The 13,473-nt window shown below is 64.1% G+C and carries 11 protein-coding genes and 1 pseudogene; 6 read left to right on the top strand and 6 right to left on the bottom strand.

Going from position 1 to position 13,473, the window contains the following annotated elements; translation table 11 throughout:
• Window positions 1-26: 26 nt before the first annotated feature.
• Genes VJS46_RS11980 through nirD form a run of 3 tightly spaced genes read left to right on the top strand, consistent with a single transcriptional unit; the run spans window position 27 to window position 4,093 of the window.
• Window positions 27-1,238: a nitrate/nitrite transporter gene (locus tag VJS46_RS11980; RefSeq protein WP_324060289.1), complete on the top strand. Its 1,212-nt coding sequence runs from the start codon at window positions 27-29 to the stop codon at window positions 1,236-1,238.
• 35 nt (window positions 1,239-1,273) lie between these two features.
• A complete protein-coding gene (nirB, locus tag VJS46_RS11975; RefSeq protein ID WP_324060288.1) occupies window positions 1,274-3,751 on the top strand; it encodes a nitrite reductase large subunit NirB in 2,478 nt (825 codons plus the stop codon).
• Between the two features lie 3 nt (window positions 3,752-3,754).
• Complete coding sequence (gene nirD / locus VJS46_RS11970) at window positions 3,755-4,093, top strand: nitrite reductase small subunit NirD (RefSeq protein WP_324060287.1); 339 nt, start codon at window positions 3,755-3,757, stop codon at window positions 4,091-4,093.
• 148 nt (window positions 4,094-4,241) lie between these two features.
• On the opposite strand, the gene VJS46_RS11965 is transcribed toward nirD, so the two are convergent.
• From VJS46_RS11965 to lgt, 5 genes are read right to left on the bottom strand one after another with little or no spacing between them, the layout of a single operon-like run.
• The gene (locus VJS46_RS11965; protein ID WP_324060286.1) at window positions 4,242-5,558 is read right to left on the bottom strand and encodes a cystathionine gamma-synthase family protein; all 1,317 of its coding nucleotides are present in this window, start codon (window positions 5,556-5,558) and stop codon (window positions 4,242-4,244) included.
• Between the two features lie 57 nt (window positions 5,559-5,615).
• On the bottom strand, window positions 5,616-7,019 hold the full coding sequence (locus VJS46_RS11960; RefSeq protein WP_324060285.1) for a DASS family sodium-coupled anion symporter: 1,404 nt from the start codon (window positions 7,017-7,019) through the stop codon (window positions 5,616-5,618).
• Window positions 7,016-7,780 (bottom strand): peptidoglycan editing factor PgeF, encoded by a 765-nt coding sequence (pgeF, locus tag VJS46_RS11955; protein WP_324060284.1) that lies wholly within the window; start codon window positions 7,778-7,780, stop codon window positions 7,016-7,018. Before pgeF ends, VJS46_RS11960 begins: the two co-directional genes overlap by 4 nt.
• Window positions 7,777-8,847 carry a class I SAM-dependent methyltransferase gene (locus VJS46_RS11950; protein WP_324060283.1) on the bottom strand — a complete coding sequence of 357 codons (1,071 nt, stop codon included), beginning with the start codon at window positions 8,845-8,847 and terminating at the stop codon, window positions 7,777-7,779. The genes pgeF and VJS46_RS11950 overlap by 4 nt, the downstream gene beginning before the upstream one ends.
• The gene (gene lgt, locus VJS46_RS11945; RefSeq protein WP_414708012.1) at window positions 8,837-9,733 is read right to left on the bottom strand and encodes a prolipoprotein diacylglyceryl transferase; all 897 of its coding nucleotides are present in this window, start codon (window positions 9,731-9,733) and stop codon (window positions 8,837-8,839) included. Before lgt ends, VJS46_RS11950 begins: the two co-directional genes overlap by 11 nt.
• Window positions 9,734-9,859: 126 nt before the next feature.
• On the opposite strand from lgt, the gene VJS46_RS11940 reads away from it, so the two are divergent.
• Genes VJS46_RS11940 through nikE form a run of 3 tightly spaced genes read left to right on the top strand, consistent with a single transcriptional unit; the run spans window position 9,860 to window position 13,223 of the window.
• Window positions 9,860-10,891, top strand: coding sequence for an ABC transporter permease (locus VJS46_RS11940; protein ID WP_324060282.1), 1,032 nt, complete (start codon window positions 9,860-9,862; stop codon window positions 10,889-10,891).
• Entirely contained in the window at window positions 10,888-11,676 is a 789-nt protein-coding gene (locus tag VJS46_RS11935) for an ABC transporter permease (RefSeq protein ID WP_324060281.1), read from the top strand. The genes VJS46_RS11940 and VJS46_RS11935 overlap by 4 nt, the downstream gene beginning before the upstream one ends.
• On the top strand, window positions 11,673-13,223 hold the full coding sequence (gene nikE / locus VJS46_RS11930; protein WP_324060280.1) for an ABC transporter ATP-binding protein: 1,551 nt from the start codon (window positions 11,673-11,675) through the stop codon (window positions 13,221-13,223). Before VJS46_RS11935 ends, nikE begins: the two co-directional genes overlap by 4 nt.
• A 128-nt stretch (window positions 13,224-13,351) precedes the next feature.
• Here nikE and VJS46_RS11925 read toward each other — a convergent pair.
• A pseudogene (locus tag VJS46_RS11925) lies at window positions 13,352-13,473 on the bottom strand (IS5/IS1182 family transposase); the annotation flags it as partial.

The raw sequence follows: 13,473 nt of genomic DNA, 5'->3' as shown, positions 1-13,473 counted from the left end.
GCCGCCAGCAACTCATTGGACATAGGATGAAGACCGAAAGTTTCTGGCAGGCCGGTCATCGGCCCACGCTGATCGCCGCTTTCCTCTATTTCGACCTCGCCTTCATGGTGTGGGTCATGCTGGGCCCGCTGGCGCCGGATATTTCCAAGGAACTGGCGCTTGAGCCTGCGCAAAAGGGCCTGATGGTGGCGGTGCCGACGCTGATGGGCGCCGTCCTTCGTCTCGTGAACGGGCTTCTCGTCGACCGCATCGGTCCAAAGATGACCGGTGCGATCGGGCAAGTGATTGTCATGGCGGGCCTGTTCACTGCCTGGATGGTCGGGGTGGACAGCTTCACCGGTACGCTGGTGCTGGGCGTCATCCTGGGCTTTGCCGGGGCGAGCTTCGCTGTCGCACTGCCGCTCGCTTCCCGCTGGTATCCGCCCGAGCATCAAGGCAAGGCGATGGGCATTGCAGGAATGGGTAATTCGGGAACCGTTCTTGCGGCCCTTTTTGCGCCAGGTCTAGCCAAGCTCTTCGGCTGGAACGCCGTGCTTGGCCTTGCCTGCATCCCGCTCGCCATCGTCTTCGTCGCCTATATGATCATGGCCAAGGATTCGCCTGACCAGCCGCCCGCCAAGCCGCTGAACGCCTATCTCGATCCACTGAAGGACAAGGATGCCTGGTGGTTCATGCTCTTCTACGGCGTAACCTTCGGCGGTTTTTCCGGCCTCACCGCCTCCTTGAGCATCTATTTCACCGACCAGTTCGCCGTTTCGACCATCACCGCCGGTTATTTCACGGCAGGCTGCGTCTTTGCGGGCTCGCTGGTCCGGCCGATGGGGGGCGCGTTCGCCGACCGCTTCGGTGGCATCAAGACGCTCTCGCTCGTCTATACCGTCGCTGCGGCAGCCATGGTCGCGATCAGCACCGGCCCCTCCAACATCCCGCTCGCTCTTGCCCTGTTCGTCCTCGCCATGCTCGCGCTCGGCGTCGGCAATGGCGCGGTGTTCCAGCTTGTGCCCCAGCGCTTCCGGCATGAGATCGGCGTCATGACCGGCCTCGTCGGCTTTGCGGGCGGCGTCGGCGGCTTCTACCTGGCGTCCTCGCTCGGCTTTGCCAAGCAGCTTACCGGCAGCCCGCAGCTTGGCTTCCTCATCTTCGCTGGCCTGGCGCTGATCGCGCTGCTTGGCCTTACATCGGTAAAGACGCGGTGGCGGACGACCTGGGGCGCCGCGATCCAGAATGTCCGCATCTGAAATCAAGACCAGGAAAAGTTACAAGGAATATCCTCATGAGCATCATCGCCCGCGAACATCTTGTGGTTATCGGCAACGGCATGGCCGGTTGCCGCGCCGTCGAGGAGATCCTCGCCCGCGACCCCGTCCGCTACCGCATCACCATTTTCGGCGCGGAGCCCCGGGTGAATTACAACCGCATCATGCTTTCCCCCGTGCTGGCAGGTGAAAAGACCTTCGAAGAGATCGTCATCAATGACGCCGTCTGGTACAGCAGCAACGGGATCGATCTGATCTCGGGCGATCCGGTCGTGGCGATCGACCGGGAAAAGAAGCAGGTGACGGCGCGGTCGGGCCGCGCGGTCGAATATGACAAGCTGCTGATCGCGACGGGTTCCGATCCTTTCATCATTCCGGTCCCCGGCAAGGACCTGCCGGGTGTGGTGACCTTCCGCGACCTGGACGATGTCGATAAGATGCTCGATGCCGCTGGCCGGGGCGGCAATGCGGTGGTGATCGGCGGCGGTCTGCTGGGTCTTGAAGCGGCGCATGGCCTTTCGCTCAGGGGCATGAAGGTGACGGTCATCCACCTGATGCCGACGCTGATGGAACGGCAGCTTGACGAGGCGGCGGGCTGGCTGCTGAAGCATGAACTGGAATCGCGTGGCCAGGCGATCCTTACCCAGGCGGATACTCAGGAAATCTATGGCAATGGCAAGGTGGAGGGTGTCCGCCTGAAGGACGGGCGCGAAATTCCCGCCGACATCGTCGTCATGGCGGTCGGCATCCGGCCCAGCACCACGCTCGCCAGGGAAGCGGGACTGGCCGTCGGACGCGGCATTCATGTCGATGACCATATGGTGACATCCGATCCAGACATCTTGTCGGTCGGTGAGTGCGTGGAGCATCGCGGCACCTGCTATGGCCTGGTCGCTCCGCTCTGGGAGATGTGCCGTTCGCTCGCCGATGGCCTGGTGGCTTCGCCCAGCGGCTATGAAGGGTCGGTCACATCGACCAAGCTCAAGGTGTCAGGCATCGACGTCTTTTCTGCGGGCGACTTTTCCGGCGGAGAGGGCTGCGAAGACATCGTGCTGCGCGACGCATCGCGCGGCATCTACAAGCGCGTCATCGTGAAGGAGGACAAGATCGTCGGCGCGGTGCTCTATGGCGACACCGCCGACGGCAGTTGGTACTTCGACCTTTTGAAGCGGCAGGAAGACATTTCCGATGTCCGCGACGCCCTGATCTTCGGGCAGGCCTTCGCCTCGGGAGGGGGCGCGTCCGCAAACCCTAATGCGGCCGTTGCGGCGCTTTCCATGGATGCGGAAATCTGCGGCTGCAACGGCGTTTCCAAGGGCACGGTGGTCGCCGCAATCGAAGACGGAGCCTGCACGCTGGACGCTGTTCGCGCCTGCACCAAGGCATCGGCAAGCTGCGGCTCCTGCACCGGTCTTGTCGAAAGCCTGCTCGCCATCACCATGGGCGATGACTATGCCGGCGAGCGCGCGGAAAAGACGGTCTGCAAATGCACCAGCTTCACTCATGAGGATGTCCGCCGCCTGATCAAGGAAAAGGAGCTGAAGGCGATCCCGGAGGTCATGCAGGAACTGCACTGGACCACGCCCGACGGCTGCTCCTCCTGCCGCCCCGCGCTCAACTATTATCTGCTCTGCGCTTGGCCGGAGAGCCATGAGGAAGACCCGCAGAGCCGCTTCGTCAATGAACGCATGCACGCGAACATCCAGAAGGACGGAACCTATTCCGTTGTTCCGCGCATGTGGGGCGGCGTCACGACGCCACAGGAACTGCGCGCCATCGCCGATGCCGCGGAAAAATATAATGCCCGCATGGTGAAGGTGACCGGCGGCCAGCGGCTCGACCTGTTCGGCATCAAGAAAGAGGACCTGCCCGCCATCTGGGCTGATCTCAATGCGGCGGGCATGGTTTCCGGCCATGCCTATGGCAAGGCGCTTCGCACCGTGAAGACCTGCGTCGGCTCCGAATGGTGCCGCTTCGGTACGCAGGATTCGACCGGCCTTGGCATCCAGTTCGAAAAGATGACCTGGGGTAGCTGGATGCCGCACAAGTTCAAGATCGCCGTCAGCGGCTGCCCGCGCAATTGCGCCGAAGCCACGATCAAGGACTTCGGCGTCATCTGCGTGGATTCAGGCTATGAACTGCATATCGGCGGCAATGGCGGCATCCATCTGCGCGGCACGGATTTGCTCTGCAAAGTCGAGACCGAGCAGCAGGCGCTGGATTATTGCGCGGCCTTCGTCCAGCTTTACCGGGAGGAAGCTCGCTATCTCGACCGCACCGCTCCCTGGGTGGAACGCGTGGGGCTCGATTATATCAAGCAGCGGATTGTCGAGGACGAGGTCGGCCGTGAGGCGCTGACCGCCCGCTTCCATTATGCGCAAAGCTTCCTGCAAAAGGACCCCTGGGCCGAGCGGGCCAGCGGCGCGGAGAAGGAACTGCACCAGCATATCGCCGAAATCCGGCCCTTCGCCGTCGCCATTGCGGGAGGCCGCTGATCCATGCACGCTGAATGGCTCGACATCGGCCCGGTGGATCAGTTGCCGGCCCTCGGCGCGCGCACATTGCTGGTGCAGGGGGGTGACCAGATCGCCATCTTCCGCACCGCCAATGGCGGCGTCCACGCGCTGGTCGACAAATGCCCGCACAAGGACGGCCCATTAAGCCAGGGGATCGTCCATGACACCACGGTCACCTGCCCGCTCCACAATTGGCGCATCTCGCTCATCACGGGCGAAGCACTGGGCGAGGACAAGGGGTGCACGCGCGTGATCCCCGTCAAGGTGGATGCCGGACGAATCCTGATCAGCCGGGCGGAAGCACTGAAGGGGATTGGGTGACGTCAATGCAACCGGTCTGCTGCGTCTCTTGCTTTGACACCGTCGCCCTTGCGCAAGCAGGGGCCCCGCTGCCTTTTCCGATGCTCTTGTAAAAAGCGGGGTCCCTGCCTGCGCAGGGACGACGAGTCATTGCTTCGGGCGGTGAGCCTTACCCCACCATCTTCAGCGCCTGCGCGAAATCGGCGATCAGGTCGTCCGCATCCTCCACCCCGATCGAGATGCGCACCATATTGTCCGTGATCGCCAGCGCCTGACGCCGCTCGCGCGGCACGGAGAGGTGCGTCATGGCGGCAGGGTGGCTCGCCAGCGTCTCGGTGCCGCCAAGGCTTACGGCAAGCTTCGCGATCTTCAATGCGTCGAGGAAGGCAAAGGCCTCCTTCTCCCCGCCCTTGAGGTAAAGCGAGAAGGTGGAGCCCGCGCCCGTGCAGTGCCGCTCATAAATGTCGCGCTGACGTTCGCTGTCCGGGAAGCCCAGATAGACGACGCGTTCGACCTGCGGTTGCTCGCGCAGCCAGGCGCAGATGCGGGCGGCATTTTCCCCGGCGCGCGTCATGCGCAGCTCCAGCGTCTCAAGACTGCGAAGCAGCATCCAACTGCTATGCGGGTCCAGGATCGTGCCGATGGTGTTCCGCATCGACCGCACCTTGTCGATCAGGCTCTTCGCGCCGAGGACGCCGCCTGCGACAAGGTCGCTATGGCCGCCCGCATATTTGGTCAGCGAATAGACGACGAGGTCCACGCCATGCTTCAGCGGCTGGTGCCAGAGGGGCCCCAGAAAAGTATTGTCGATGACGATGGGCGGGGTTTCGGCGCCTGCCTCAAACAGGCTGTTCCGCGCCGCAACCACCGCATCCACATCGACCAGCACATTGGTCGGGTTGGCGGGGCTTTCGAGATAGATCATGGCGAGGCGGCCCATGCCCTTTGCCCGCTTCAGCACCGCGTCGATTTCCTCGCGGGTTGCGCCTGCCGGGAAATCCAGCCAATGCACGCCGAACTTGCCGAGGATCCGGCCGATCAACGCCTCCGTCGCCGCATAGAGCGGCGCGCTGTGCAGGATGACGTCGCCCGGATGAACGAAGGTCAGGAGGGTGGTCGCGATGGCGGACATGCCGCTTGAAAAAGTGAGTGCGTCCTCCGCATCTTCCCAGACGCTCAGGCGATCCTCGGCGATTTCCTGATTGGGACCATTGAAGCGGGAATAGACCAGGCCCTCGGCGCCACCGGGCCGAATGCCCGTCACACCCTCGAAATGCCGCTTCCCCGCCTCCGCGCTTTCGAAGACGAAGGTGGAGGTCAGGAAAATGGGCGGCTTCAACGCGCCCTCCGAAAGGCCGGGGTCAAAGCCATGGCCCATCATCAAGGTGGACGGCTTCAGCCGCCGTCCATTGATCTCTAAAATGTCTGGCTTGGGACGCCGGCGCGGAGTCGTGTGGTGGACGGAGTCCTTCTTTTCACCGCTCATATGTCGTTCCTTTGGCTGCAACCGCTTGAATCTCGCGGCTGTCTCTATGGGAACACTTTACCCCGCCACAGGTGCCAAGACAAAGATGGTAAGCACGATAAGGGCTACGCCGACCACGTCCAGCAACAGCCCTGCCTTCAACATCCGCGGCAGCGCGATATGCCCTGTCGCCCAGGCGATGGCATTGGGACCGGTGCCGGATGGAAGCATGAAGCCCCAGCTTGCGGCAAAGGCCGCCGGAAGGGCGAGCGTGACGGGATCGGTTCCCGTCGCGGCCACAAGGCCCGCCACCACGGGTAGCATGCCGCTGGCACAAGCGACGTTGGAGGCGAATTCCGTCACCAGAATGACAAGCGCCACAAGAACAAGGGCAATCAAGACTGGCGGCACCCCGCCCAACGGCTTGAGCGCGGAACCGAGCCATATGTCCAGGCCCGAGGCGGTGACCCCTTCGGCAAGCGCCAGCCCGCCACCAAATAGCATGATCACGCCCCAAGGTGCGCGATTGGCCTCCTGCCAATTGAGCAGGGGGCGTCCCGTTCCATCGGGAATGACGAAAAGCAGCAATGCGCCAGCGATTGCAATGGAGCCATCCTCCACCCGCTCGTTCAGCAGCCCAGAGGGCAGGACCGGCAGCAGCACCCACAGGGCAACCACGGCGATCAGCAAGGGCACCAGCCGCTTTTCAGCCAGTGACCAGGGCCCGGGCGCACCTATGGCGGCATGAAGGGTGCGGCCGTCAAAAGTTTCGGCATGGACCTTTTGCACTCGCATCAGGATCCACCAGCAAATCGGAATGCCTATGATCACCACCGGCAAGCCAAAGCTGGCCCAGGTCAGGAAATCGACATGATAGTCCAAAAGCCGTTCAATCAGGCCCGCCGCAATGGCATTGGTCGGCGATCCGACCAGTGTGCCAAGGCCACCGATGCTTGCCGCAAAGGCGATGCCCATGGCGAGCGCTCCGGCAAAACCCTCACTTTCCCCCTCCTTGATCCCCGCCGCTGCAATGACCGCGAGGCCGATAGGCATCATGATCAGGGTCGTTGCGGTGTTGGAGACGATGAAGCTGATGATCGCCGTTGCGGTCATGAAGGCAAAGAGCAAGCCGCCCGGCGTCCGCCCGCCCCGCGTCACGACGGCAAGCGCCAGACGGCGGTGCAGGCCGGTCCGCTCGATCGCAAGCGCCAGAAAGGCGCCGCCCAGCACCAGGAAGAGAATTGGCGAATAATAGGCCGCGGCAATTTCCTTGGGCGTCATCATGCCCATTAGCGGAATGAGGAGAAAGGGCAGGAGCGCGGTCGCGGTCAGCGGCAGCGCTTCTGTCATCCACCATGACGCCATCAAGACGATGAGAGCCACCATTTGCCAGGCATCCGCACTCATCCCCGCTGGAGCAGGCAGTGCGAGCAGCGCAAGAAAGGCTATCAGGCCGCCCCAAAGGCCCAGCCTTTTGGTCATTCCGCCGAAAGGCCGATAAGGGAAATCTGCCGCCCATAGCCCGGTTCACCCTGGTGGCAGGAACGGCGATAGCTGTAGAAGCGGCTGGGCTGGGAATAGGTGTCCTCTCCCAGCGCCTCGATACGGCTGATGCCGGCCTGGGCGAGCCGCGCCACCACATAGGCCTCTATGTCAAACTGCTGGTGAAAGGGCCGCCCGGCGGAAAAGAAGCGCTCATTGTCGGGATCGGCACGCAGGAAGTTGGCCGCGAACTCGTCCGTGACCTCATAGGAAGCACGCGAAATGCAGGGACCGACCGCACAGCCGATGCGGTCGCGCCGGGCGCCCAGCTTTTCCATTGCCGCGAGCACGGCATCGGTGACGCCCGCCAGCGCCCCCTTCCACCCCGCATGAGCCGCGCCGACCACCCCCGCCTGACTGTCCGCGAACAGCACCGGCACGCAGTCGGCGGTCAGGATGCCAAGCAGCAAACCCGGCCGGGCAGTCACCATCGCGTCGGCGCTGGGCCGGGCGTCCTCTGCTATAGGTTCCGTTACCGTGATGGCGTCGGGCGAATGCACTTGGTGCACCGTCACCAGCGTGGAACCCGCCATCACCGCTTCGCGCGCCAGGATACGGTTCTGCGCTATGGCCGTACGGTCGTCGGCCGAGCCAAGCCCGACATTGAGGCCGCCATAAAGGCCGATGGACACGCCCCCCCGCCGCCCGAGAAAGCCGTGCGGCACCTCGCCCAGGGCGCCGCTGCGCAAAATCTCAATCACTCGTTAAACCCCTCTGCCGATGCCCAGTCCGGATGAACAAGGGCCATCGCCTTGAAAAGGGTGCCCATCTGATCCTCTGCGGTCAACCGGGATCGTGCAGATTCAATCTCTTCCGCGCGTTCAGGAGCGCTTTGCGCCAGCATTGCCGCCCGCGCATCAATGCCAAGCGCCTTGAGCCACCCCCCCTGGCCCACCGGCCCAAACACCCTGAGCCCCGCCTGCCGCGCCATATTGCCGAGCGTCGTGAAGTCGACATGGGCGGTGAGGTCGCTTTCGCCCGGACCGGCGAAGGGATTGGCCGCCTTGTGCCCGCGCACCGCCTGCAAGGTATCGCCGAGCGCCGGGCCCTCATAGCCATAGTCGATGATGATCGCGGCACCGCCCTGCTTTGCTATGCGCAGTGCCAGTGCATAGGCAATGGTGGCGCTGGCGGGTGAGCTTTCGAGTATCGCTCCCTCCGGCGCGTGGCGAAGGCTGGGCGGAACCGCGCTGTCCATCGGGCGGAAGCCGGCCATGGGCTCGAAACAGCCGGGCTGGCCGTTCCGCGCGCGGATCACGACCCTTTCTCGCCAGCCCTTTGGCGTCGCCACCATCTGCCGGACGGGAAGCGCATCGAAAAATTCATTGGCGACGGCCAGGATCGGGCCGCCCAGCGGCAGGGTATCCAGATCATCATGCCACACCGCATGCGGCACATTGGCCTTTTGCCGGTCGCGCAGCGTCTCGCTGGTTTCGACGAAATGAACCTTGGGCGCGAGAGCCGCCATCTGCATGGCGCGCAGCGCATCCGCCGCCAGCGTGCCCCGGCCCGGCCCCAATTCGACATAAAGGGGATTGGCCTTGTGCCCGCTGCGCATCCAGATGTCGGCCAGCCAGAGGCCCACCAGCTCGCCGAACATCTGGCTGATTTCAGGCGCGGTGATAAAGTCGCCCGCCGCGCCAAGGGGGTCCCGGCTGGTATAATAATGCGCGTTCGCCTCCGCCATGAAATGCGCGACGGAGATCGGTCCGCCCGCATCGATCTGGCGCGCAAGGCGGTCGGCGAGCGGCAGGTCGTCAGCCGGCACGCGCGCTCCCGTCCGGCGCCGCCACCCGCCCGGCGCGGCTGCGGGCGGTGAGGATAAGATAAAGACCGCCAAGGATCATGGGCAAGGTCAGCCACTGTCCCATGTGCAGCCCGGTCCGCTCGGCAAATTCCATAAGCTGCGCGTCTGCCTCGCGGAAAAATTCGACGGTGAAGCGCGCAACGCCATAGCCCAGCAGGAAAATGCCGACGAGCATGCCCGGCTGGTAACGTGCCCGCGTTTTCCAGAAGGCAAACCAGAGGATGAGGCCCAGCACCAGCCCCTCAAGTCCCGCCTCATAAAGCTGGCTCGGATGGCGGGGAACCTCGCCTCCGGTCGGAAAGACGATGGCCCAGGGCACATCGCTCGCCTTTCCCCACAGCTCGCCGTTCACGAAATTGGCGAGGCGGCCGAAGAACAGGCCGAAAGGGACGCAGCAGGCGACATAATCATGGACCCTCAGCCAACTGAGCCCGTTCTTGCGCGCAAGGTACAATATGCCGAGCGAGACGCCGATCACGCCGCCATGAAAAGACATGCCGCCTTCCCACAGCTTGAAGATGTCGAGCGGATTTTGGAGGATCGCAGGCTGGTAGAAGAAGACATAGGCCAGCCGGCCCCCAAGGATGATCCCGAGCGTCGCATAGAAGATCATGTCGTCCGCATGACGCCGCGCCATGGGCGAGCCCGGCTGCGCGATCAGCTTCAGCAGATACCAATAGCCGATCAGGATGCCGGCGAGATAAGCTAGGCTGTACCATTTGATAGTGAAGAAGCCGAGGTCGATGGCGACCGGGTCAAGACCCAGATTCTCAAAACGGACATGGGCCACGGCGGCGGCAAGCAAGGTTTCGATCAAGGCTCTTTCCCCAGCGATTTGCGCCTGCATAGAGGATGGGGAAAGGAAGACCAAGAGGTTGGATAAAAATGGCTTGCGGTTAGGAAGCTACGGGCCTTTTGCTGCCATAAAAGGAAAAAGCCGTCGTCCCCTGCGCCGGCGGGGGCAATGGGATTCATGCAAAGCTTCCCCCTTCGCCGGGACGACGGAACGCTTTGCTTTCTCCCTCGCCGCCGGGTCGGGGAATTGCGGGATGACGGGCAAGGGAAATTCCGCCATGACAGCAACATGCTCGCCCTGCTGCTTCGTCGCCTGATGACTGCCCTTCCGACGTTGCTGTGCGTGATCCTCCTTTCCTTCCTGCTGATGCGGGTGGCGCCGGGCGGCCCCTTTGACGGGGAACGGCCGCTCGATCCGGCAACCAGACAGGCCTTGCAGGCAAGCTATGGCCTTGACCGGCCGCTGCATGATCAGGTGTTGCTCTATGTGGGACGGCTGCTGCAGGGCGATTTCGGCCCCAGCCTCGTCTATCGCGACTTCACGGTTACCGAACTTGTGCGGCAGGGCCTTCCCATATCCTTGACCTTGGGCGGCCTCGCCCTGGTTCTGGCTCTGATCCTTGGCATTGCCGCTGGCCTTTTCGCGGCGGTGCGCGCGGGTGGATGGCTGGACGAAGCGCTGATGCTGGGGGCCACGTTGACGACCGCACTGCCCACTTTCGTCACCGGGCCGCTGCTGGTGCTGATCTTTGGCCTCTGGGCCGGATGGCTTCCGGTGTCGGGCCTGGGAGACGGAGAGGCGGTCTATCTGGTGCTGCCGGTCCTTGCCCTTGCCTTGCCGGTGGCTGGAGCCATTGCCAAGCTCACCAGGGCGGGGCTCGCCGCCGCGCTTACACAGGACCATATCCGCACGGCGCGCGCGCGGGGAATTGCGCCCGCCACCATCCTGCTGCGCCATGCCCTCCGTCCCGCCCTCGTTCCCGTCGCGAGCTATATCGGCCCTGCGGCGGCGGGCCTGTTGACCGGAGCGGTGGTCATCGAGACAATCTTCGCCCTTCCCGGCCTTGGGCGCTATTTCGTCCAGGGCGCGCTCAACCGCGATTATCCGCTCGTGCTGGGCGTGGTCACGCTCTATGCAGGGCTCATCATCCTTTTCAACCTGGCTGCCGATCTCATCTATGGCTGGCTTGATCCCCGGATGCGCGGATGAGGAGAGGCATTGTTCCGCTCGTCATCGTTGCGCTGATAGCGGCCGCCGCCATCGCCATTCCGCCCTTTCTTCCGTGGAGCCATGACGCCATCGACTGGAACGGCCTTCGCCTGCCGCCGCTCAGCGAAGGTCATTTGCTCGGCACCGACAGCATCGGCCGGGACAGGCTGGCAAGGCTGCTGATCGGGACGAGGATCAGCCTGGCCGTGGCCTTGGCCGCGGCGCTGGTGGCGCTCCTGATCGGCGTCGCCTGGGGCGCGATTGCGGGCTGGTGCGGCGGACGCGTCGACGAGGCGATGATGCGCGTCGTCGATGCGCTTTACGCCCTCCCCTTCATGTTCGTCGTGATCCTGCTGATGGTTCTCTTCGGCCGGTCGATCCTGCTCGTCTTCCTCGGCATTGGCGCCGTCGAATGGCTGACCATGGCGCGGATCATCAGGGCGCAGGTTATGGCGCTCAAGGAACGTCCCTTTATCCTGGCCGCGCGCGCGGCGGGAGCCCCGGCGCACCGGATCGTCATTGAACATATGCTGCCCAATGTGGCGGGAATCGCCATCGCCTATCTGCTGCTCACCGTGCCGCAGGTCGTGATGGTGGAAAGCTTCCTTTCCTTCCTCGGACTTGGCGTGCAGGAGCCGCTGACCTCGCTCGGTATTTTGGTGAAGGAGGGCGCCGATGAGATGGACATCGCCCCCTTTGGATTGCTGCTGCCCGGCACAGTGCTGGTGACCATCCTTGTCTGCCTCACCTATGCCGGCGAGCGGCTGCGGGACCGCTTCGCATGACCCTTTACGCCGTGCGCGAACTGTCGGTCGGCATAGACGGAAAGCGGCTGGTCGAGGGGCTGTCCTTCAGCATCGCGGCGGGAGAATGCGTGGCGCTTGTGGGCGCATCGGGCTCTGGCAAGAGCCTGAGCTGCATGACGCCGTTCGGGCTGTCGGCGGGGGAGGCTTCCGGTTCGGCCTTGCTCGAGGGAGAGGAGCTGGTCGGCAGGCCGGAAAAGACCCTGCGGCATCTGCGCAGCCGGAAGGCCGGATTTGTGTTCCAGCAGCCGCTGACGGCGCTCACCCCTCATCTGACGGTGGGCCGCCAGCTAGCAGAGGCCGCGATGCAGGGGGGTGCTCCGCGTCCCGCTCGGCGGGACCTTGCCGCCATGCTGGAGCGGGTGGGCCTGTCCCGGCCGGACGAGCGGCTGGACCAGTTCCCCCATCGCTTGTCAGGCGGAGAGCGGCAGCGCGTGCTGATCGCCGCCGCCATCGCGCATCGGCCAAGGCTGCTGATTGCCGATGAGCCGACCAGCGCGCTCGATTCCGTGTTGCGGGCGGAAATCATGGCACTGCTCGACCGGCTTCGCAGGGAGGAAGGGCTCGGCCTCCTGCTGGTCAGCCATGATCTGGCTTCAGTGGCGGCGCATGCGGACCGCCTGATAGTGATGGATGCGGGACAAATGGTCGAAACCGGGCCGTCCCGCCGGGTCATCGATCAGCCCGCCGAACGCTATACAGGACGGCTCATGGCAGCAACCCCGCGCCTCAGCGAAGCTGCGCCCATCCTTCCCCCTATTGGTGAACCCGTTCTGGAGGGCCACTCGCTCTCCGTCAGCTTCCGAAGGCCGGGTTGGCGGCGAGGCCGCATCCAGGCCGTCGATAATGTGAGCCTGACCATCCATCGGGGCGAGGCGGTGGCGCTGGTCGGGGGCTCGGGATCGGGAAAATCCACCTTGGCCCGCGCCATGGCAGGCATCGGGCCACTGGATGAAGGGATGCTGTCATGGCAAGGGACGACGCTCGCGCCGTCCCATCGGCGGACGCTGGCCGAACGCCGCCTCATCCAGCCGGTATTCCAGGACCCCCTCGCCAGTCTGGACCCGCACTGGACGGTCGGCAGCATTATCGCCGAGCCGCTCCGTCACCTTCAGCCGGATATGCTTGGAACGGACAGGAGCGCGCGCGTCAGCGCCGTGCTCGGCCAGGTGGGTCTGGACGCGAGCTTCGCCCAACGCGCCCCGCGATCGCTTTCCGGGGGCCAGGCCCAGCGCGTCGCCATTGCAAGGGCCTTGGCCGCGGAGCCGGACATGCTGCTGCTCGACGAAGCCACATCGGCGCTCGACGTGCTGGCGGGGGGCGACATTCTGGCCCTGCTGGCTGAATTGCAGCGGAGCAAGGGCTTATCGCTGCTTTTCGTCACCCACGACCTCGCTGCAGCGCGGCGGCTATGTCACCGGGTCGCCGTGATGGAGGCCGGCAGGATCGTGGAACAGGGCGCCTTCGAGCAGCTCATCGCGCGGCCTGCCCATCTGGCCACGCAGCGGCTTGTCGGGGCTGCTGCCTGACATTTCCTGCCTTTTTATTTTCCGTCCGTGTCGAACCCTCGACCGCCTGCAAGGCAGGCCCTCCCGCTATAAGGCAGCAGGGTCCCTGCCTGCGCAGGGACGACGGGTGCCCTAGGTGCTGTCTGCATTCAGCGTAGCCAGATCATGGCGCAGGCGAGATGGACGAAGCCCATGAAGGCGGTGAGAGTTTTTTCGCACCGCAGGGCGATGCGTCGGAAGCGTTTGAGTTTGTTGAAGAAGCATTCGACTT

It is taken from the genome of Rhizorhapis sp. (assembly GCF_035276005.1).
GTDB lineage: Bacteria > Pseudomonadota > Alphaproteobacteria > Sphingomonadales > Sphingomonadaceae > Rhizorhapis.
This window is presented reverse-complemented; position numbering and strand designations above follow the sequence as displayed.